This is a genomic window from Clostridium porci (assembly GCF_009696375.1).
GTDB classification, from domain to species: domain Bacteria; phylum Bacillota; class Clostridia; order Lachnospirales; family Lachnospiraceae; genus Enterocloster; species Enterocloster porci.
In genome coordinates, this window is the sequence record NZ_VUMD01000002.1 from 158,280 (window position 1) to 178,109 (window position 19,830).

Sequence of the window (19,830 nt, forward strand, 5' to 3'; positions counted from 1 at the left end):
GTTCAGAAGCCGGAGGGGCTGAACTCTTTACGAAAATAAGATACAAAAAACACGGTTCCAGTAGCTATGAACGTCACTGGAACCGTATTCGTTTGTTTCAAAGGGGCTGATTTGTGTTTAGATTGCTAGTTCAGTTCTATTGTGCAATATCCCCATAACGATAGCTAAAAGGGGTGGGGAAGCAGCGCCAGGCTTATTGGATTTCAATGTATTTTGGAGCTTCCTCAGCTTTTGGCGTATCCTTGGGAACCTGGAGCTTTAAAACGCCGTTTTCAAAGCCGGCCCGGATATCCTCTTGCCTGGTGTGTTCGCCTACAAAAAAGGTTCTCTTGCAGGAGCTGGTGTAACGTTCCTTACGGATAACAGTGCCATGACCGTCGGTATTCTCGTTAGAAGCTGAAGTTTCGGCGGAAATCGTAAGATAACCGTCCTTTAGCTCAGCCTTGATATCTTCCTTCTTAAAGCCCGGCAGTTCAATTTCCAGCAGGTAGTTTCCGTCTCTCTCGGTAATATCGGTACGCATTACCGGAAGCTTTCTGCTGTCTTCAGATTTTTCAGAGGTCCCTGTGAAAAAGGGATCATTAAAAAATTCATCAAATAAATTAAGTCCATAGTTTCTTCTGGGTATTAACATCATAGTTGTATCCTCCTTACATTGATATAACTGTTTGTCTTGTTTTATTTGTTATATTTGTATTATAACATAATTATTAGCACTGTCAAGAGGTGAGTGCTAATTATTTGTGAAAAAATTGTGAAGTGCTGATTCTTCTTCATTTTGCGAGCTTTACGCTAATCTGTTCTCTTTTAAAGGGTTACGACACCATTCTAACACTATTTATATTCTTTCTTTTTCATTTATTAATAATACCCTTATTTTAAATAATTATCGTTTTCATTATGCACTAGTTAGCCTTTGTCAAAGACATTTCGTTTTCACAGAAAATTGATACAATAATATAGCGATATTAATAAATAAAAACCACTGATTTTTATTATGCGTCAACTATTGAGACAGACCCGCTGACTTAGAAAAAGGAGAAAGGCCTTGAACAATGTTTACAAATAGGATAAAGAGTGATATTCTGGATACAGCGTTATTGTGATAAATAACGGTTGGAGGTTAAGGATAAATGAAACTGATTCAGACGGTGGAGGCAGAGGGGGCGGTGCTCTGCCATGATATTACACAGATTGTCAGAGGGGTTACAAAGGGGGCCATATTCCGCAAGGGACATGTGGTTGCTAAGGAGGATATACCAGTACTGTTAAGCATCGGTAAGGATCGGCTCTATGTGTGGGAAAGGGAGGAGGGAATGCTTCATGAGAATGACGCAGCTGAAATCCTTTGTGCTATGTGCAAGGGCAGACATATGGAGCAATCCCAGGCTAAGGAAGGAAAGATAGAGCTTAGGGCAGCCTGCGACGGACTTTTGAAGGTGGATGATAAGGGTTTGAAGGCAATAAATGGCTTCGGGCAGATGATGATAGCTACACGCCATGGTAATTTCCCTGTGAAGAAGGGGGACAAGCTGGCAGGTACAAGAATCATCCCTCTAATCATAGAAGCAGAAAGGATGGAGGCGGCTAAAAAGGCGGCAGAGCAGGCGACGGGGGGGTTGCCGATTCTGGATTTGAAGCCCTTTGTACATAAAAAGGTAGGAATTATCACAACAGGAAACGAAGTATACTACGGGCGTATTCAGGATACCTTTACGCCTGTAATCGAAGAAAAGATGAAGGAATTTGATACGGAGCTTATGGATCATGCAATCTGGAATGACGACGATACCAAGATAACGGCCAGCATTCTGGATATGATTGAAAAAGGAGCGGATGTGGTAGTGTGTACCGGAGGAATGAGTGTAGATCCGGATGACAAAACGCCGCTTGCCATACGAAACACCGGAGCTCAAATCGTATCCTATGGCGCTCCGGTGCTGCCGGGGGCTATGTTTCTTTTGGCTTATTATCAGGCGAAAGAGAGAGACAACCCACGAACGGTGGCTATTATGGGTCTGCCTGGCTGTGTGATGTATGCAAAGCGCACCATATTTGATCTGGCGCTTCCAAGGGTGATGGCAGATGATAAAATAACGTCCGAGGAGCTGGCTGCCTTGGGTCAGGGAGGACTGTGCCTGGATTGTCCAGTCTGTACCTTTCCAAATTGCGGCTTCGGAAAAGGAGTATAACGATGGAATTTACACATTTTGACAGTCAGGGAAATGCTCTTATGGTAGATGTAGGAGATAAGGAAAATACAAGACGGGAGGCTGTAGCAAAGGGCAGCATTTTCATGAGCAGCCAGTGCTTTCAGAAGGTGAAGGAGAAGGCTATGGCAAAGGGCGATGTTCTGGGAGTGGCCAGGATAGCCGGAATGATGGGGGCTAAGAGAACCTCAGAGCTGATTCCGCTGTGCCATATATTGAACCTGACGAAGTTGTCCATTGAATTTACCTTAATTGAAGAAAAAAATGAGATTGTGGCTGCCTGTACAGCCAGAACCACAGGGAAAACCGGAGTGGAAATGGAGGCTCTAACCGGTGTGTCCGTAGCCCTTTTGACGGTTTATGATATGTGCAAGGCGGTGGATAAGACGATGGAAATTGGCAGCATTTATCTGGAGCGTAAAACAGGAGGGAAAAGCGGGGAATTTGTCAATCCCAGGAGCGACAGCTGAGTCAAAGGATAAGAGGGAGAATGAGGTGTAAGGATGTATGAAGGATTCTTTCGGAAGAACCATTGATTACATGAGGATTTCTATCACCGACCGGTGCAACCTACGGTGCAGGTATTGCATTCCGGAGGGAGTGGAGTGCGTGCCAAGATGGAAGATTCTAAGTCTGGAGGAGATAAAGGCTATTGCCATATGTGCTGCCGGTCTGGGGATTCGCTATATTAAGGTTACAGGAGGGGAGCCTCTGGTGCGCAGAGACTGCTGCCGGCTGATTGAAGGCCTAAAAGCCATTCCTGGTATCGAGAGAGTGACCATCACCACCAACGGAGTGCTTTTGGAGCGGTATCTGTATGAACTGGTGAGGGCAGGGATTGATGGAATTAACATCAGTCTGGATACGTTGGATCGGGAAATGTACCGGGACATAACAGGCTCGGACAATCTGGATAGGGTTCTGGACGTGATTAAAAAAGCCTCTGTGCTTCCTGTTTCCGTGAAGATTAATGCAGTATCCCTGGATTTTGAGCAGATGGCTGCAGGCAGGAGCAGACCTTACAGGCGCGATGGCTGGCAGCAGCTGGCAGAACTGGCCGGGGAGTATCCTGTAGATGTGCGTTTTATTGAGATGATGCCCATCGGTTATGGAAAGAATTTCAAAACCATTAACCATCAGGAGCTTTTGGAAGAGTTGAGAAGATGTTATCCGAAAATGGACAAGGATAATCGAACGCATGGCCCAGGGCCTGCTGTGTATTATCAGATACCGGGGTTTATGGGGAGCATCGGGCTGATCAGCGCTGTTCATGGAAGCTTCTGCGGGTCCTGTAACCGGATCAGGCTTACTTCCCAGGGATATTTAAAGGCATGCCTGTGCTATGAGGACGGAGTGGATTTAAGAAGCATTCTGAGAGACGGGCAGGAAAGTCAATTCCAGGAGGGACATTACCCTTTAAAGAGTAGACTGGAGGATGGGAGGCTTCAGGAAAAACTGAGGGCAGCTATGAGTCAGGTGATTTTGGATAAGCCAGGCGCTCATTGCTTTGAACATCTGGAACAGATTACGGAAGAGAATAATATGATTTCGATAGGAGGATAAAAGGGTGACACAACAGCAGACAGAGAAGGTCTGTCCTACAGGCGTGGTGAAAGCCGTCTGTATCAGCGATAGAAGGGGAATTGGGAAGAAGGCCGTAGAGGAAGGCCATTTTCTGGTGAATTTCGGGATTGAGGGGGATGCCCATGGAGGCAGCTGGCACCGTCAGGTAAGCCTGTTGTCCTATGATAAGGTAAAGGCGTTCAATGAGCAGGGAGCTGGTGTGGACGACGGGGCTTTTGGTGAGAATTTAGTGGTAGAGGGTCTGGATTTCAGAAAGCTTCCGGTTGGGACCAGGCTGTTTGCAGGGACAGCAGAGCTGGTGATGACTCAAATTGGAAAGGAGTGCCATTCTCATTGCGCCATTTACCATCGGATGGGAGATTGTATTATGCCAAGAGAAGGCGTTTTTGCCCAGGTTGTGAAGGAGGGAGTAATCCGGCCGGGAGATACGATGCGGGCTGAAGTTCCGGAGGAGAATCGTCCTTTTACTGCGGCAATTATTACGTTGAGCGATAAGGGAGCCAGAGGCGAACGAGAGGATGAGAGCGGGCCTGCGGCTAAGGAAATACTGGAGGCGGCCGGATATGAGGTGGTGGAATTGCTTTTGATACCGGATGAACCGGAGCAGTTAAAGACTCAGCTCATAAGGCTGGCTGACGGGCGTCAGGTGGATTTGATATTGACCAGCGGAGGGACAGGTTTCTCCTTAAGGGATCAGACGCCGGAAGCTACTCTGGCAGTGGCGGATCGCAATGCGCCTGGAATTGCTGAGGCGATCCGGTACAAATCGCTGCAGCTTACAGACAGGGCTATGCTTAGCAGAGGGGCGTCTGTGATTCGAGGTAAGACGTTGATTGTGAACCTGCCGGGAAGTCCTAAGGCAGTGAAGGAAAGCTTGGGATTTGTAATGGATACTTTGGAGCACGGTCTTGGGATTTTAAGAGGGAGCGCTTCGGAGTGTGCCAGGCAGTGAGGCAAATGTAGGATGTGGGCTTATCCCAGAAACGGATTTTTGAAAATCTATTATTTTGAGGATAAGGGCCATCTATTGATACAAAAATACATATAAAAAGGAGTATTGTATTATGAAGAAACAGCTTTTATTGATAGCAGCTGCCGTGACGGCAGCAGGTGTATTGTCTGGGTGTGCAGGCGCTGCCACGGAGACTGCTGCAGCGGTGACGGAGGCAGCTGCTGAGGCGGATCTGGAAGAGGCAGAGGCAGTCTCTGCCGGGGCGGAAGCTTCCGGGGAGGAGACACAACTTTTGGTGGCAGCGGCGGCAAGTCTTAAAAATGTTTATGAAGATGAGCTGATTCCAATGTTTCAGGAGAGGTATCCGGGCATTACCGTGAAGGGCGCCTATGACAGTTCAGGTAAGCTGCAGACTCAGATTGAGGAGGGATTGGAGGCGGATGTATTTATGTCAGCGGCTGTTAAGCAGATGACAGCTTTGGACGATAAGGGTATGATTGCTTCTGATACCATTACAAACCTGCTGGAAAATAAGATTGTTCTGATCGTTCCTTCAGGAAGCGGTTCTGAGATGACAAGGTTTGAGGATATTGAGAAGGCAGAAAGCATTGCCCTTGGCGATCCGGCTAGTGTTCCGGCAGGACAGTATGCAGAGGAAGCGCTGACAAGTCTGGGAATCTGGGATAATATTCAGGAGCGGGTTAGCTTTGGAACCAATGTAACAGAGGTTCTTAACCAGGTGGCCGCAGCTAGCGCTGACGCAGGTATTGTCTATGCCACAGACGCAGCCAGCATGGCGGATCAGGTGACGGTTATTGCAGAAGCGCCTGAAGGAAGCCTTGGAAAGAAGGTGATTTATCCGGTGGCAGTCGTTAAAAATACTGCCCATGAGGAGGCTGCAAAGAATTTTGTGGAATTTTTAAAAACAGACGAGGCCATAGCTGTATTTGAAGCCTACGGATTTACAAGAGGAGAGTAATAACCGTATGTTCCTCTTCTGCCGGCAGCTCTTTTGAAGGCGGAAGGTTCATCGGACATTCATGGGATTGCTGCGGCTGGCCCCCGGCGGATTCTGGCAGATAACCATGAATGAAAAGACACGAAGGGAGAAAGCGCTGTATATGGATTGGTCACCGGTATTCATATCAATGAGAACAGCCAGTCTGTCTATTTTTATCACATTTTTTCTGGGAATCCTTTCGGCTTGGGCTGTCATCAGCATGAAAAGCGAAATCTGCAAGCTTTTCTGGGATGTCCTGCTTACCCTGCCTTTGGTTTTGCCTCCTACGGTAGCCGGCTTCTTTCTTCTTTATATATTCGGAGTAAAGCGTCCGGCAGGCCAGTTTTTTATTGAATATTTCAGCGTTAAAATTGCATTTTCCTGGTCTGCTACGGTACTTGCAGCTGTAGTTATGTCATTTCCTCTTATGTACCGCTCTGCCAGAGGCGCGTTTGAACAGGTGGATCAGAACCTGGTGGCGGCAGCCAGAACCCTGGGAATGAGTGAGTGGAATATTTTCTGGAAGGTGCTGATAGCCAATGCGGTTCCCGGTGTGGTAAGCGGCGGCATACTGGCCTTTGCCAGAGGGCTGGGTGAGTTTGGAGCTACGGCTATGATTGCGGGAAATATTGCAGGTAAAACAAGAACCTTGCCTATGGCAGTGTACTCAGAGGTAGCTGCGGGAAATATGGACGCAGCCTACGGCTATGTGGCAATTATAATAGTGATTGCATTTATTTCCGTCGTTCTTATGAATCTGGCGGCGCTCCGTACAGGAAACGGAGCAGATAGGAGGAGCAGGAGTGAGAGATGAACAAAGTTTCCGAACATAGCCCTTGCTTAGGAGTAAGCATAAAAAAGAAATTAAAGGAGTTCAGCCTGGATGTAGAATTTGAGACAGGAAAGGGATGTCTGGGGATTTTGGGGCCCTCCGGCTGCGGCAAGAGCATGACGCTTAAATCTGTGGCAGGCATTGTAACGCCCGATAAGGGCCGTATTGCCCTTTCCTACTCCCGGGGAGAGGCGGCAGGCGGCCGCATTTTCTACGATTCCGCCCTGAAAATTAATGAAAAGCCTCAGAGGCGTCATGTGGGCTATCTCTTTCAGAACTACGCTCTGTTTCCTAACATGACAGTAGAGCAAAATATTGGCTCCGGTTTGCAAGCGGCAGGATACGCTGCAAGAGGATGGCCCGGAAGCCATAGGCCCATGCCGGCAGAGGCCCGGAAGCTGAAAATAAAGGAGATGATTGCCCGATTCCACCTAGCTGGCCTGGCAAAGCGGTATCCTTCCCAATTATCAGGCGGACAGCAGCAGAGGGTGGCTTTGGCAAGGATACTGGCTTATGAGCCGGAGATTCTTTTGCTGGATGAACCCTTTTCTGCCATGGATACCTACCTGCGGGAGGGACTTCGTCTGGAGCTGTCTAAGGTAATCAGGGATTATGCAGGAGTAACGGTCATGGTAACGCATGACAGAGATGAGGCTTACCAGCTTTGTGATGCCCTTCTTCTTCTGGATAAGGGACGAGTGCTGGTTGGAGGCCGTACCAGGGAAATATTTCAGAATCCAGTTACCTGCCAGGCAGCCCGGCTTACAGGCTGTAAAAATATATCCCGCATTGAACGGCTGGGGCCTTACTGCATCCGCGCTCTGGATTGGAAGGGCCTGGAGCTGTCCACAGAGGAAAGGGTGGAGGATGACATAACCGCGGTGGGAATCCGAGCCCATGACTTTAAGCCGCTGCCAGAGGGTGAGGAGTTCATCTGGCAGGAGAATCAGAAGGCGAATCTGATTCAGGTGACGGAGCCCAACATTTCTGAAATGCCCTTTGAGTGGTATGTAACTCTTGGAAATGGCCTCTGGTGGAAAACGGAAAAAGGTATTCATACCTGTAACGCCATGGGGGCAGTGCCGAAGTGGCTCAGAGTGGAGCCATCGGCAATACTGCTTTTAAAGGGAGAGATGGAGTGAAAAGAAACGTACTCTGGGTTTGGGAATCTTTCGCTTAGATTCTTAGGGCGTTATTAAGAACGAGATCCGCAAGTAGTGAAAATGTATCCTCTGAACATATGACTAGAGGAAAAACAGTCTAAACAGCCAGGATTAGAACTGGCAGTTCGGGCTGTTTTTACGTCTCCCAGAGGTGAAAGTTTTGGGAGCGCCTTTTCTTAAGCTTCATTTTGTGCTAAGATTACACAAGTAAACCTTGTGAGGGAACCACAAACGGATGAATCAACAAATGGTAATGAATAAACCTATTATTATGAAATTCCTGGAACAAGCGTCTGCCAGGGGGCGGCTCTGTTTGCTGCGGCCGATCAGCCCTATATGAGCCCCTTAACCCTTGTGAAGCTGGTAAGAGGAAGCTGGAGATATCCGGGGACGAGCTAAAAGATATTGATGTGCGGGAGGATTTAGATGGGTAAGGACAGCGGGGGGCTGATCAAGAAAGAAAGAGTGGGAAAGGTAAGGGAGAATGACTTTTCCCAGGGAAGTATAATAAAGAATATTTTGAAGCTGGCTTTGCCTATGACTCTGGCTCAGCTGATCAATGTTCTTTACAACATTGTAGATCGGATTTATATCGGCATGCTGCCGGAGCATGCAACCCTTTCCCTTACTGGGCTTGGGCTTTGCCTTCCGATTATTTCTATGGTCATTGCCTTTGCCAATCTTTTTGGAATGGGAGGTGCGCCGCTTTGTTCCATTGAACGGGGACGGGGCAATGTGAAGGAGGCGGAGGCTATCATGGGCAACTCCTTTGTACTGCTGGCAGGTGCCGGCGTTTTACTTACGGTTCTGGGGCTCATATGTAAGCGCCCCATGCTTTATTGTTTCGGAGCCAGCAGCGCCACCATAGATTATGCGGACGCTTACATAACAACCTACCTTATGGGTAATACATTTGTCATGATAGGACTGGGAATGAACAGCTTTATCAATGCACAGGGCTTTGGCCTGGTAGGAATGCTGAGTGTGCTGGTGGGAGCTGTATTAAATCTTATTCTGGACCCTGTTTTTATCTTTATATTCCATATGGGCGTAAAGGGAGCCGCATTGGCCACGATCCTGTCTCAGCTTGTATCTGCGGTTTGGATTCTCTCATTTTTAACGGGCAAGGGGGCCATATTAAAGCTGAGACCCAGCTCTATGAAGCTGAATGTCAGGCGTATTCTGCGTATTACCGGCTTGGGGATGTCAGGCTTCACCATGGCTATCACAAACAGTTCTGTGCAGATTATGTATAATGCCATGCTCCAGAGGTTTGGAGGCGATCTGTACGTGGGAGTTATGACTGTTATCAATTCCGTAAGGGAGGTTATCACCATGCCTGTCAGCGGACTTACCAACAGCGCCCAGCCTGTGATGGGCTTCAATTACGGAGCCGGGAAGTACGGAAGGGTTAGAAAGGCTATTGTATTTATGTCTTTTGTCTGTATTCTGTATACGATTGGCGTGTGGGGAATGGTGCATACCTTCCCGGAATTTTTTATTCGCATCTTTAACCGGGAGGGGGAGCTGGTGGAGGCGGGTGTTCCTGCCATGAGGGTGTATTTTTTCGGGTTTTTTATGATGTCTTTGCAGTTTGCGGGACAGTCCGTGTTTGTGGGGCTGGGGAAATCGAAAAAGGCTGTGTTCTTTTCTATATTTCGGAAGGTTGTAATTGTAATACCGCTGATTCTAATACTTCCTGCCGTATTGGGCCTGGGAACTACAGGGATACTGATGGCAGAACCTATATCCAACTTTATCGGAGGAGCCGCCTGCTTTGGAACTATGCTTTTCACCCTATGGCCTGAGCTGAAACGGGAGCCTAAAACCTAAAGCCTATAATACGAGGAGAGAAACCAATGAGAAAGTGCCTGCTAATAGCCGCAGCGGCAATAGGAACGGCCGCTGTGTTATTTACCACCGGATTTGCCCGGGCAGAGGAGCATGCCTCAGGAGAAGCCGGATATCTAAAATCAGCTACCTACTATTCTGATGATTGGGTAATTAACTTCTGGAACAGTGAGAGCAAACATATGGAAGAGGAGCTTGCACAGATCCGGGAGGACGGCTTCAACAATATCATTCTGGCAGTGCCATGGCGTGAATTTCAGCCAGGAATCTCACCCTGCACATACAATGATTATGCGTGGGAGAAGCTGGATCGTGTAATGAATGCGGCGTCTGCACAGAATTTGAGCGTAATGCTGCGGGTAGGCTACACCTGGGATTATGCAGGAAGGGACAATGTGCTGGAGCGCTACAAGAAGCTCATGTATGATGTATCTGCGCAAAAGGCATGGATGGAATATGTAGGTCGCCTGTATGAACGGGCCTCGGCTCATGAGAATTTTTGCGGAGGCTTTCTTACGTGGGAGGATTTTTGGAATTTTACGGACAGCAGCGCAGACCTTGGAAATACTGTGGAGGGAAGAAGGCTGGCTCAGGCTTCAGGCTATACGGACTATGCAAGGGCCAACTATAGCCTGGAGGAGCTGTCAAAGATGTACGGTCACAGCATCCGATCCTACGAGGAGCTGTATTTTCCTGATCAAAGCTCCTATGCGAGAAGGGTTTTTTATGAATTTTATGACCAGTTTTTAAATGATATGTTGGTTATGAGCCAGACGGTATTTCCAGGGTTGTCCATGGAGGTTCGCCTGGATGCAGATCCTGTTAATCGCCAGGACGGTATTAAGGAAGGCTTTATGCATACTTCTACCTACCCTTGCGGCAGCGCCGCTTACACCAGCGCTATGTACAGTGTGCCTATGGGCTTTGAAAATAAGAATGAGCGTGTCAGTGCGGCGGAGGCTTTGGAAAAAGCGCCTGTTTTCTTCAACCGTCTCAGAGTGTACAGCGGAGGCAAGCCTGCTTACATCGATCAGCTGCTTTTTACAGATAATACAATTGGCTATGAGCATAATGCACAGCTTCAGGATGACCAGAAGGCTTTGTATCTGGAAGGCCTTGCTCCCATTTTAAAAAATATGACTATGGGTTATGGGATTTGGACCTACCGGGATTACGGGGATAATAAATTATTTAATGCCCAGTTTGCCCTTGGGAGCGAGGGGTGGATGCTTTCAGGAGGCAGCTATCTGACGGAGTGGGAGGGCAGCAAGGCACTTTTGCTTCTGGAAGGAGGATCTGTAAGTCAGAGCATCGGCAATCGTATGACAGGAGCCATAGGTGAGAATGCCTTTGTCCGGTTCAAAGCAGAATCAGAGGACAGCAGCCGGATAACCATCAAGCTGGGAGGCCGCGTCAGAACTGTGGAGGTACAAGGAAGCCGCACAGTGGAGGTTCAGTTTAGAGGCTGCCGCGTCGGAGACCTTTCCATCAGCGTGAGCGGCGGCGCTCCAGTTTATGTGGATGATATACAGGTTTACACCTTTGTGACTCAGGGAGAGCTTTATAATCTGGACGGAACGGAGGGAGCCTGTATCGAGGCTTTGCGGCGGATGAATCAAAACCTGTAAACCGCACATACTATCCTTGTTTATTCCCGCAGGCAGACCAAGGCCGGGGAATCTGCCCCTGCGGCTGCCAAAAGGAAGGTAAATTCCCCGCATCTTGCGAAACGCCTGACCGGTAAAATGAAAACCATAACAAGGAGGTAATAACCATGACGAAGCTGGAATGTAGTGTAAAGACCTGTGTGCACAACGCCGATAATTGCTGCTGTAAGGCCGCGATTGCAGTAGATGGGGCTAAGGCTAAGAACGTAGATGATACCTGCTGTGCAAGCTTTGATGAGAACAGGGGAGGCGTTTTCACAAATCTGTTCAAAACGCCTGAGACCAGACTGGAAGTGGCCTGTGACGCTGTGAAATGTGTTTACAACGAGGATCAACGATGTGCTGCCGAGCATATCAGCATCAGCGGCAATGGGGCCTGTGACTGTACTGAAACAAAGTGCAGCACCTTTAAGGCCCAATAGGATATATCTGATTTGGGAAAGGATTCTCCGGCGGCTAAGGCGGCTGTGGGAGTCCTTTTCTAACATACAGTGATTCAGCTTGAGTTGTTAAGGCGGTTTCGTAATTTCTTAATTTTTCTGGTGAATTCTGAAAGAAAACCATTGACAAAGTTGATGCATTGTAGTAAAGTAACATAGGCTGTAGAAGCAGCTGGCAGGAAAGCAGGTATTCGCCTCACCCTGGCACGAGCAAGTGACCTGGGTTCATAGATGAAGTGATGTGCTGTGGCATTTCAGTGAAAATGCTTCGGCAGATGATTTTATGTGTGTAGGATGCGGATGGCCTGGCTGTCCGCTTTATTTTTGCCCTGGCATACAGGGCGGCTGATTCCTGAAAACATGCTTAAATATGGAGGTGTACGACTATTAGCGAATTAATGATTAACGAACAGATCAGAGACAGAGAAATACGGCTGATTGGCCAGGATGGAGAGCAGCTGGGCATTATGCCTGCGTCGGAGGCGTTTAAGCTGGCTCAGCAGGCTGAGCTGGATCTTGTGAAGATTGCTCCTACCGCAAAGCCGCCGGTATGTAAGATTATCGACTATGGAAAGTACCGCTACGAACTGGCCCGTAAGGAAAAGGAGGCCAGAAAGAAGCAGAAGATAATTGATATCAAGGAAGTTCGTTTGTCTCCTAACATTGACACCAATGATCTGAATACAAAGGTAGGAGCTGCCAGAAAGTTTTTGGAGAAGGGCGATAAGGTGAAGGTGACGCTTCGCTTCAGAGGCCGTGAGATGGCCCATATGTCCAAGTCCAAGTACATTCTGGACGATTTCGCTGAGAGTCTTAAAGATATTGCAGTCATCGATAAGCCCTCTAAGGTGGAAGGAAGAAGCATGATAATGTTTTTAACTGCAAAACGTTAAAATAGAAAGTTTTAAGGAGGAAATTATAATGCCAAAGTTAAAAACCAGCAGAGCAGCAGCAAAGCGCTTTAAAAAGACAGGTACAGGTAAGTTAGTCCGCAATAAAGCTTACAAGTCTCACATCTTAACTAAGAAGTCCACCAAAAGAAAAAGAAATCTTAGAAAAGATATTGTTACCGACGCTACCAACGCAAAGGTAATGAAGAAGATTTTACCATATCTGTAAGTTTGAATTGTAGAAGGAGGAATTACCGATGGCAAGAGTAAAAGGCGGTTTAAATGCAAAAAAGAAGCACAATAGAGTGCTGAAAATGGCAAAGGGCTACAGAGGAGCCCGCTCCAAACAGTATAGAATAGCAAAGCAGTCCGTTATGCGCGCGCTGACCAGCTCCTATGCAGGCAGAAAAGAGAGGAAGAGACAGTTTAGACAGCTGTGGATTGCGCGTATCAATGCGGCAGCCCGTATCAATGGACTGTCCTACAGCAAGTTCATGTATGGACTGAAGTTAGCTGAGGTAGAGATGAACCGCAAGGTTCTTTCCGATATGGCTATTAATGATGCAGAGGGATTTGCGAAGCTGGCTGAGCTGGCAAAGTCCAAAATTGCTTAATGCTCAGATAGAAGGGGTTAAGAAGAGAGGGAGCTGCAGAGACTGCGGCGCCCTCTTTTTTGGGATTACCCCAAAGAGGTATGCACGTTTTTGACTAATCCCATACCTAGTTCCATCTGCAAGAGCTGCTGTAAGAAAAAACTATCTAACAATATCTAACAATAAGAAAGCTCAATACTCAAATTAGAGAGAAATCATTAATAAATGTTGCTTTACAATAATCGCCATCCTATGATACACTGAAAAGGAAGAAGAATCAGGAACAATGATAGGAGTGGTCATGCCTATGCTGGAAATATCAGGTATATACAAGGCTTATCGCAGACAGGAAATTCTTAAGGGGGTCACTCTTACGGTAAAGCCTGGTGAATGTGTGGGTATTGTGGGATATAACGGCTGCGGCAAGACAACCCTTTTATCGATTTTGGCAGGAGCCAGGAAAGCGGACAGAGGAAGTATACGCTACAATGGTAGGGAAGCGGTAGGGTACCCAAGGGTATTTGCAGAGGAGGCAGCCTATGTCCCCCAGGAGAATCCTCTTATGGAGGATCTTACAGTCCGGGATAATCTGCTCTTATGGTACAGAGGCGGAAAAGCGGCTATGAGGCAGGATCTGGAGACAGGGGCAGGCGCCATGCTGGGAGTCGATAAGATGCTAAAGTGTACTGCAGGCAAGCTGTCGGGAGGCATGAAAAAACGGGTCAGCATTGCCTGTGCTCTCTCCAATCATGCGCCGGTGCTGATCCTGGACGAACCGGGAGCAGCATTGGATTTGGAGTGCAAGGAAATAATCAAGGAATACCTCAAAGAATATATGGCAGGAGGAGGAATGGTAATACTTGCCACCCACGAGCTGGGGGAGCTTTCTCTGTGCACCTCTGTTTATGCGCTAAAGGAAGGGCAATTAACGTCAATCGCAGCTGGAATGTCAGCAGAGGAGCTGATTCATCAGTTTCGATAAATATAATGGAGAATGAAGGGCACTGTTTGCCTGTATTCACCTACGAGGAGGAGAAGTAGAATGAAATGTACGAAATGTGGAGCTGAAACGGAAGGGGATGCTTTCTGTCCCAAGTGCAAAGAACCAACGGATGGACGGGAATCACAGGCGTCTGACAAGGAAGCTTTCGAACCGTCTGTTCAGGCAGAGGCAGAGCCTGAGGCTTTGCCCCAGGAGGCAGAGCCGGTTAATCGGTCAGATGAAGCAGGCTTGCAGCAGCAGGAGGAGCCTGCACAAAAAACGGCAGATGGAGCATCCGTACCTGCGGCAGCGCCTGCGCCCAACAAAAAGTTCACCAGAATCTTGACTGCTGTGATAGCTGTTTTGGCAGTGGTATCCATCGGAGCTTTGGCGTGCGTAAAGCTGACAGCCAGGGACCCGAAGCAGGTGGTAATTGACGCCTTTGAACATGTTTGGACCGAGGAGCAGTCCATTCCCTCTGAAGAGCTTTTTGGACGAAAGGCCTTTGCAGAGTCTGTACTGACAGCTAACAGCGAAACCGGCTTTACCTTGAAGATGGACAGCTGTTCTGACCCGGAGATTAACCAGTATGCAGGAAGCGGGCTCCGTTTTCAGGTAAAGAGTGATAAAACCAACAATAAAAGCAGTCTTAACGCCGGAGTGATTTACAATGGCATGGATCTGCTAAACCTGAATGGGTATTACGGGGATGAGACATTGATGGTATCTGTCCCGGAATTGTTTGAATCAGTGCTTACCATTGATTTAAGCGATGGATTGGGAGAGCGTATTGCAAATTCCCCATATTTTAGATCTCTGATGGAAGAAAACGGCGTGGATGTGGAAGGCTTTGCGGCCTATTTGTCTGAAGCGGTAGCGGAGGCAAAGCAGGAGCAGAAGGAAGGGAAAGCTCCATTTGATGTGGAAGCTCTCATAAGCCGTTACAAGGAAGGCTGCAAAGCGCAGGAGAACTTCAAGGCTGCCCTGACTGTGGAAAAAGCGGAAAAAGGTTCGTACACCATGAACGGCAGGGAGGTAAGCTGCCAGGGTTATCAGGTGAATATCAGCAAGGAATCCATGATAGATTTCTTAAGGACATCCTCGGATTTCTTCCTTCAGGATGAGACGCTAAAGCAGGAGTTTCTGAGACAGATGGAATCAACTGTGAGAATGACAGAGATTATGAGCGGGGGCAGTTCAGGGGCCAATGTACTGTCTGCTCAGGAGATGCAGAAACAGTCCTATGACGAGCTGGAGAAAGCATTAAATGATATGATCGACTACCTGGACGGCAGCCTTACAGACATTCAGATGACTGTCTATGTAGATAAGAAGGGGAATCTGGCAGCAGTGGAGGGCTTTACCCAGCTGCAACCGGAAGATGCTGGGGAGGAAGATCGAAAGAAGGTAGACCTAAGCTTTGGCTGTCAGCTTCAGGGCGGCTCCTATCTGCTCCAGAACTTTAAAGGCAATATAACTCTTCGCCAGGACGGTGAGGAAGTTCAGATAGATATTGTAAGACAGGGCTCCTATGATGGGAAAAAGCTGACTGACGATATTTCTGTAGACTTAAATGCAGCGGCAGAAGCTTATAGCTTTGTATACGGCAGCTCTTATAACTCAGAGACTGGCAGCTATCACACCTCGGCTGAATTGAGCGATCAGGAAACTCAATTTGTAAAAGCCTCCATAAGCGGCGTGATAGACCAGCTTGAAAAGGGCAAATCCATCCATATGGATATTGACGCTCTGGAAATCAGCGCTCTGGATAACTCTGTTAATGTCGTTCTCAGCGGTGAGTACTATTATCAGCCGTTGGAAGGTGAGGTTACGGCCTTAGAGGGAGAGCCCATGGATATTGTGGCAGCTACAGAGTCTGACTGGAATGATCTGGGAACAGAGATTGTGCTTAATGCATTTTCTCTAATTAGCCAGACAGGTATTAGCCAGTACTAAAAACAAAAGGATGGGGATCGATGTCTGCACGTTTGGTTTATCTCAAGCTTGAGTTAAAACGGGCATGTAAGAAGCTTCCTCACATCTATGCCGGGGCAATCGTGCTGTTACTGTTGGTGGGTACGATTGCTCTTTTGGCTGGAAAGATGCTGTATGGGGAGAAGGCGGTAGGAAGGATTGCCGTAGGAGTTGTGCTCCCTGAAGGCGACCTTGTTGCCGGCAAAGCAGTTTCTATGCTCAGTACGTTGGATAGTGTGAAAAGTATTTGTGACTTTACCTACATGGAGGCGGGAGAAGCGCTGGATCAGTTAAAGGAAGGAAAGCTATTTGCTGTGATGGAGGTGCCGGAAGGGTTTGTTCAGGATATAATAAATGGCACCAACACACCGGTTCAGATCCTGCTTCCCAAAGAAGCCGGACTGGAAAGCCGGATATTTAAAGAGCTTACAGATGCAGGAGGTACTATAGTAGGGGCCAGTCAGGCTGGTATCTATGCAGGAGATGAGCTCTGCCGCATCCACGGTCTGGTGTCCTCCATTCCGCAGGTGGAGGAGGAGCTAAACCGTATTTATTTGGGATACAGTCTGCCAAGGGCTGATTATTTTCGGAATGTCAGAGTAAGCGCCACCGGGGATGTGGATACACTCACTTTTTATGGAATCAGCGGTGTGTTGCTGTTCCTGCTCTTAAGCGTTGTTCCCGTATCCTCCTATTTGTCTCCACTTGAGTCTGCTATGAAGCAGAAATTACTTATAGTTGGGGTGGGTCCGGGAATGGTAACTACAGCCAGAATATTGGGACTGGGTTTTCTTATGGCTATGGTGGCTTTGCCTGTGGGAGCGGTAGCCCTGGCTGCCGGCTGGATAAGCTGGAGCCTGCCTGGAATGCTGCTCTTTGTGGAGGTTTGCCTGGCTGCCGCTGCCTTCGTGACAGCCTTATATCAGATAGCAGGTACATTGATGGGAGGAGTCATGTTGCTGTTTCTGGTTGTGTCAGTCATGCATTTTTTGGCTGGAGGATTTCTTCCTCTTGTATTTTTGCCTGCCTCCTTTCAGGCTGCAGCTCCCTTTCTTCCCACTTCCATACTTATGGAGGGCATAAAAAATATCGTAATACCGGAAGGGATACCGTTGACAGCGGTACGGCTGATAGTGTTGATTGTAGCCGGATTCCTGATAAGCGTTAGGGCGGAGGTGGTAAGAACGTGAAAACTATGTGGATGTGGTTCCTGATGTCCTGCAAACGCTACGGCAAGCACTTTGCCTTTCTTGGTATTCTTTTTTTACTGCCTATAGGGGCCCTGGCTGCCCGGCATATGCAGGGAAAAGGGGAGCAGGGCATAGGCATTGCCATCGCAGTGCAGGATAATGACAAGCTGGCGCGTCAGATAGCGGAACGTCTTGTAAACCGTAGTCTGGGAGAGAATGGTGGAATGTTCCGGTTTTATCTTTGTGAGGATGAGGAGCAGGTAAAGGAGGAGGTAGCCTCCAGAAGAGCGGAGTGTGGCTATGTTATATATGAAGGGCTTAAGGAAAAGCTGGATTCAGGAAGCTTCCGGCGAACCATTGGAGTGTATTCAGCTCCTTCTACAGTGGTAGCAGCCCTCTCCACAGAAACTGTGTTTGCAGCCTTAGTGGAAATCTACAACAGAGAGCTTCTGGAGGACTATGCCGGGAAGGGAGAGGTTTTTGAAACTCTGGGACTTCCGGGAAGCCAGGAGAGAGCCGCGCTCATAGAAGATGCGGGAACGCTTTATGACCGTAGGCTGACGGATGGCAGTACGTTCCGTTTTGAATACGCTTATTTGGGGCAGGAAAGGACAGCAGTTTCCTCTTCTGACCAGGAGTCTCCGGTATTCCCTGTAAGGGGAGTGGTGGCAGTGTACCTGTTTATCACCAGTCTTTACGCAGGAGTGGTGCTGGGGGAGGATGAAAGAAAAGGACTGTTCCTTCCGCTTTCCTACGGACATCGGCTGCCCTGTGCTCTGGCTTCTCTGGCGGCTCCTGTGGTTATGGCGGCGGTATCGGCTTTGCTGGCCCTGTGGATGGGGGGTAGCCTAAGCGTCATTTCGTTGGAGTTAGGAGCGATGGCCTGCTACTGTCTGAGTCTCATTGCCGTTTCCTGGCTTTTAAAGGCTGTTACCCGCAGTCCCCAGGTATTATGCAGTTCCATACCCTTTTTCACTATAGGAAGCTTTCTGTTTTGCCCTGTATTTATAGATGGAGGGCGTTTCATAGAGGGATTCCATCTCATTGGAAGACTGTTCCCTCCATGGTATTATCTGCGTTTTTTTAGTGTATAGCCATGTTCAAAGGACTAGCTCCAATAAAGTTCAAAAGAGTTAGCTTAATGCAAGGAGTACTCGTTTTCTGTATCTGTGGGAATAAAACAATGGCAGGTGGAATGGCCTGGATTTTAAGTAAAAACCTGCAATGATTGCATAGAAAATCCGATGCTCGTTCTGCCTGCCGCAGCTGTCATGGAAGACGGCTCCCTGATATTTTCTAAAAAAATAAGGAATCCTGAAACAGGATTCCTTATCTGTGCCTGCAGAAGATGGGAGTCGAACCCACAAGGTATTGCTACCACACGGACCTGAACCGTGCGCGTCTGCCAATTCCGCCACTTCTGCGTCTCGCTGCTTTTACAAGCAACGAAAATTATTATATAGTAGGATCACCCATTTGTCAACTGTATTTTACAAAATTTTCCCTGTCATTGCCAGATAAAGGAGCACACAGGTAAGAAGTATCATAAATGCTGTAAGAGCAATTCCAATGGTATTCTGTCTGGAACTGTGGGTGGAAGGCGGTACAAGGCCGGCCTTTCTCAGGGCAGTCACAATAGGTTTGTAAAGAAGCAGGGTGAACGCCATGTTAAGCCCTCCTTTAAAGAGGTTAAAGGGAAGGAATATAGGTATCAGCATGGCGGTTACAGCATCCCTGGGGTACCCCAGGTAAATAGGGGTGAGAAGGTAGTTCCATAAAAGCATGGCAATGGTAGAAGCGATGATGCCGAAAAGCAAACCCGTCGCCGCCCCTTTGAGGGTATGGTTCTTCTTATAATGCCAAGCAGCCAGGCAGGCGAAGCAGCAGCTGGACAGAATATTCATAATACAGCCGATGATGCCGGTGCTGCTGATGCTGATCATCTCTATCAAGCAAACGATGACAGATATAATCATAGCTGTCCAGGGGCCGAAGATAAAGCCTCCGATGGTAATCATTACATCCTTGGGCTCGTAGCTTAGAAACATGACAATGGGAATGCGTCCAATTACCACCATCAAGTAGGAGATGGCACATATCATAGCCACAGTCGTAAGCTTTTTTGTTTTTACATCCTGATTCATAATTAATACCTCCAGATAAATAATAAACACCTGAAAAGCCTATGCCTTTCAGGTGTCCAATGCTCACACTGCGTACCTTTGCCGGTTTGGCTATGCCACCGGTTCTTTCCGCCCTGGCTGACACATCTTCTTTCATCCAGACTATACTGTTGGTTCCGGAATCACACCGGATCGGCGCTGCTGCGCTCGCGGACTTTAACCGCCAGTCGGGAATTTCACCCTGCCCTGAAGACACATCCATATTCAAATGTCAGTATCAGTATAGATCTGCCGCTGGGATTTGTCAAAGTATATTTGTAAAAATGTGCATATTGATAAATATCTGAATACATGTTAAATTTGCATTGAAAGAATGATT

General features: G+C 47.8%; 19 protein-coding genes, 1 tRNA gene and 1 riboswitch. Of the genes, 17 read left to right on the forward strand and 3 right to left on the reverse strand.

Annotation, left to right across the window (positions count from 1 at the left end; translation table 11 throughout):
- Positions 1 to 193 precede the first annotated feature (193 nt).
- Complete coding sequence (locus FYJ39_RS02980) at positions 194 to 637, reverse strand: Hsp20/alpha crystallin family protein (protein ID WP_154470973.1); 444 nt, start codon at positions 635 to 637, stop codon at positions 194 to 196.
- A gap of 496 nt (positions 638 to 1,133) precedes the next feature.
- On the opposite strand from FYJ39_RS02980, the gene FYJ39_RS02985 reads away from it, so the two are divergent.
- The 17 genes from FYJ39_RS02985 (at position 1,134) to FYJ39_RS03065 (ending at position 18,422) form a co-directional block, all read left to right on the forward strand.
- Positions 1,134 to 2,192, forward strand: coding sequence for a molybdopterin-binding protein (locus FYJ39_RS02985; protein WP_154470974.1), 1,059 nt, complete (start codon positions 1,134 to 1,136; stop codon positions 2,190 to 2,192).
- 2 nt (positions 2,193 to 2,194) lie between these two features.
- A complete protein-coding gene (moaC, locus tag FYJ39_RS02990; protein ID WP_154470975.1) occupies positions 2,195 to 2,680 on the forward strand; it encodes a cyclic pyranopterin monophosphate synthase MoaC in 486 nt (161 codons plus the stop codon).
- A 37-nt stretch (positions 2,681 to 2,717) separates the two neighbouring features.
- Complete coding sequence (moaA, locus tag FYJ39_RS02995) at positions 2,718 to 3,773, forward strand: GTP 3',8-cyclase MoaA (RefSeq protein ID WP_154470976.1); 1,056 nt, start codon at positions 2,718 to 2,720, stop codon at positions 3,771 to 3,773.
- A gap of 4 nt (positions 3,774 to 3,777) precedes the next feature.
- Entirely contained in the window at positions 3,778 to 4,746 is a 969-nt protein-coding gene (locus FYJ39_RS03000; RefSeq protein WP_287847173.1) for an MOSC domain-containing protein, read from the forward strand.
- 112 nt (positions 4,747 to 4,858) lie between these two features.
- Positions 4,859 to 5,725, forward strand: coding sequence for a molybdate ABC transporter substrate-binding protein (gene modA / locus FYJ39_RS03005; RefSeq protein ID WP_154470977.1), 867 nt, complete (start codon positions 4,859 to 4,861; stop codon positions 5,723 to 5,725).
- A gap of 142 nt (positions 5,726 to 5,867) precedes the next feature.
- The gene (gene modB / locus FYJ39_RS03010) at positions 5,868 to 6,560 is read left to right on the forward strand and encodes a molybdate ABC transporter permease subunit (protein WP_154471125.1); all 693 of its coding nucleotides are present in this window, start codon (positions 5,868 to 5,870) and stop codon (positions 6,558 to 6,560) included.
- Entirely contained in the window at positions 6,557 to 7,720 is a 1,164-nt protein-coding gene (locus FYJ39_RS03015) for a sulfate/molybdate ABC transporter ATP-binding protein (RefSeq protein ID WP_154470978.1), read from the forward strand. Before modB ends, FYJ39_RS03015 begins: the two co-directional genes overlap by 4 nt.
- Before the next feature lie 447 nt (positions 7,721 to 8,167).
- Positions 8,168 to 9,574: an MATE family efflux transporter gene (locus FYJ39_RS03020; protein WP_154470979.1), complete on the forward strand. Its 1,407-nt coding sequence runs from the start codon at positions 8,168 to 8,170 to the stop codon at positions 9,572 to 9,574.
- Positions 9,575 to 9,600: 26 nt separating this feature from the next.
- A complete protein-coding gene (locus FYJ39_RS03025; RefSeq protein WP_154470980.1) occupies positions 9,601 to 11,220 on the forward strand; it encodes a hypothetical protein in 1,620 nt (539 codons plus the stop codon).
- A gap of 146 nt (positions 11,221 to 11,366) precedes the next feature.
- Positions 11,367 to 11,681, forward strand: coding sequence for a DUF1540 domain-containing protein (locus tag FYJ39_RS03030; RefSeq protein ID WP_154470981.1), 315 nt, complete (start codon positions 11,367 to 11,369; stop codon positions 11,679 to 11,681).
- 416 nt (positions 11,682 to 12,097) lie between these two features.
- Complete coding sequence (gene infC / locus FYJ39_RS03035) at positions 12,098 to 12,592, forward strand: translation initiation factor IF-3 (RefSeq protein ID WP_154470982.1); 495 nt, start codon at positions 12,098 to 12,100, stop codon at positions 12,590 to 12,592.
- 28 nt (positions 12,593 to 12,620) lie between these two features.
- Positions 12,621 to 12,818: a 50S ribosomal protein L35 gene (gene rpmI / locus FYJ39_RS03040; RefSeq protein ID WP_002603682.1), complete on the forward strand. Its 198-nt coding sequence runs from the start codon at positions 12,621 to 12,623 to the stop codon at positions 12,816 to 12,818.
- Between the two features lie 28 nt (positions 12,819 to 12,846).
- The gene (gene rplT / locus FYJ39_RS03045; RefSeq protein ID WP_154470983.1) at positions 12,847 to 13,203 is read left to right on the forward strand and encodes a 50S ribosomal protein L20; all 357 of its coding nucleotides are present in this window, start codon (positions 12,847 to 12,849) and stop codon (positions 13,201 to 13,203) included.
- Between the two features lie 286 nt (positions 13,204 to 13,489).
- On the forward strand, positions 13,490 to 14,164 hold the full coding sequence (locus tag FYJ39_RS03050; protein WP_154470984.1) for an ABC transporter ATP-binding protein: 675 nt from the start codon (positions 13,490 to 13,492) through the stop codon (positions 14,162 to 14,164).
- Between the two features lie 60 nt (positions 14,165 to 14,224).
- The gene (locus FYJ39_RS03055) at positions 14,225 to 16,120 is read left to right on the forward strand and encodes a zinc ribbon domain-containing protein (RefSeq protein WP_154470985.1); all 1,896 of its coding nucleotides are present in this window, start codon (positions 14,225 to 14,227) and stop codon (positions 16,118 to 16,120) included.
- Positions 16,121 to 16,140: 20 nt separating this feature from the next.
- Positions 16,141 to 17,328: an ABC transporter permease gene (locus FYJ39_RS03060; protein WP_154470986.1), complete on the forward strand. Its 1,188-nt coding sequence runs from the start codon at positions 16,141 to 16,143 to the stop codon at positions 17,326 to 17,328.
- Positions 17,325 to 18,422: a hypothetical protein gene (locus FYJ39_RS03065; protein ID WP_353847260.1), complete on the forward strand. Its 1,098-nt coding sequence runs from the start codon at positions 17,325 to 17,327 to the stop codon at positions 18,420 to 18,422. Before FYJ39_RS03060 ends, FYJ39_RS03065 begins: the two co-directional genes overlap by 4 nt.
- Positions 18,423 to 18,668: 246 nt before the next feature.
- Here the strand turns inward: FYJ39_RS03065 and FYJ39_RS03070 are convergent.
- Positions 18,669 to 18,752: transfer RNA gene (locus FYJ39_RS03070), tRNA-Leu, on the reverse strand.
- A gap of 66 nt (positions 18,753 to 18,818) precedes the next feature.
- Positions 18,819 to 19,472, reverse strand: coding sequence for an ECF transporter S component (locus FYJ39_RS03075; protein WP_154470987.1), 654 nt, complete (start codon positions 19,470 to 19,472; stop codon positions 18,819 to 18,821).
- Positions 19,473 to 19,592: 120 nt separating this feature from the next.
- A riboswitch (FMN riboswitch) is annotated at positions 19,593 to 19,709 on the reverse strand.
- Positions 19,710 to 19,830: the final 121 nt, after the last annotated feature.

Excerpts from the sequence above, each read along its gene's own strand:
- FYJ39_RS02980 (WP_154470973.1), bottom strand. The coding sequence starts at position 637 with ATGATGTTAATACCCAGAAGAAACTATGGACTTAATTTATTTGATGAA.
- FYJ39_RS02985 (WP_154470974.1), top strand. The coding sequence starts at position 1,134 with ATGAAACTGATTCAGACGGTGGAGGCAGAGGGGGCGGTGCTCTGCCAT.
- moaC (WP_154470975.1), top strand. The coding sequence starts at position 2,195 with ATGGAATTTACACATTTTGACAGTCAGGGAAATGCTCTTATGGTAGAT.
- moaA (WP_154470976.1), top strand. The coding sequence starts at position 2,718 with ATGAAGGATTCTTTCGGAAGAACCATTGATTACATGAGGATTTCTATC.
- modA (WP_154470977.1), top strand. The coding sequence starts at position 4,859 with ATGAAGAAACAGCTTTTATTGATAGCAGCTGCCGTGACGGCAGCAGGT.
- modB (WP_154471125.1), top strand. The coding sequence starts at position 5,868 with ATGGATTGGTCACCGGTATTCATATCAATGAGAACAGCCAGTCTGTCT.
- FYJ39_RS03015 (WP_154470978.1), top strand. The coding sequence starts at position 6,557 with ATGAACAAAGTTTCCGAACATAGCCCTTGCTTAGGAGTAAGCATAAAA.
- FYJ39_RS03020 (WP_154470979.1), top strand. The coding sequence starts at position 8,168 with ATGGGTAAGGACAGCGGGGGGCTGATCAAGAAAGAAAGAGTGGGAAAG.
- FYJ39_RS03025 (WP_154470980.1), top strand. The coding sequence starts at position 9,601 with ATGAGAAAGTGCCTGCTAATAGCCGCAGCGGCAATAGGAACGGCCGCT.
- FYJ39_RS03030 (WP_154470981.1), top strand. The coding sequence starts at position 11,367 with ATGACGAAGCTGGAATGTAGTGTAAAGACCTGTGTGCACAACGCCGAT.
- infC (WP_154470982.1), top strand. The coding sequence starts at position 12,098 with ATGATTAACGAACAGATCAGAGACAGAGAAATACGGCTGATTGGCCAG.
- rpmI (WP_002603682.1), top strand. The coding sequence starts at position 12,621 with ATGCCAAAGTTAAAAACCAGCAGAGCAGCAGCAAAGCGCTTTAAAAAG.
- rplT (WP_154470983.1), top strand. The coding sequence starts at position 12,847 with ATGGCAAGAGTAAAAGGCGGTTTAAATGCAAAAAAGAAGCACAATAGA.
- FYJ39_RS03050 (WP_154470984.1), top strand. The coding sequence starts at position 13,490 with ATGCTGGAAATATCAGGTATATACAAGGCTTATCGCAGACAGGAAATT.
- FYJ39_RS03055 (WP_154470985.1), top strand. The coding sequence starts at position 14,225 with ATGAAATGTACGAAATGTGGAGCTGAAACGGAAGGGGATGCTTTCTGT.
- FYJ39_RS03060 (WP_154470986.1), top strand. The coding sequence starts at position 16,141 with ATGTCTGCACGTTTGGTTTATCTCAAGCTTGAGTTAAAACGGGCATGT.
- FYJ39_RS03075 (WP_154470987.1), bottom strand. The coding sequence starts at position 19,472 with ATGAATCAGGATGTAAAAACAAAAAAGCTTACGACTGTGGCTATGATA.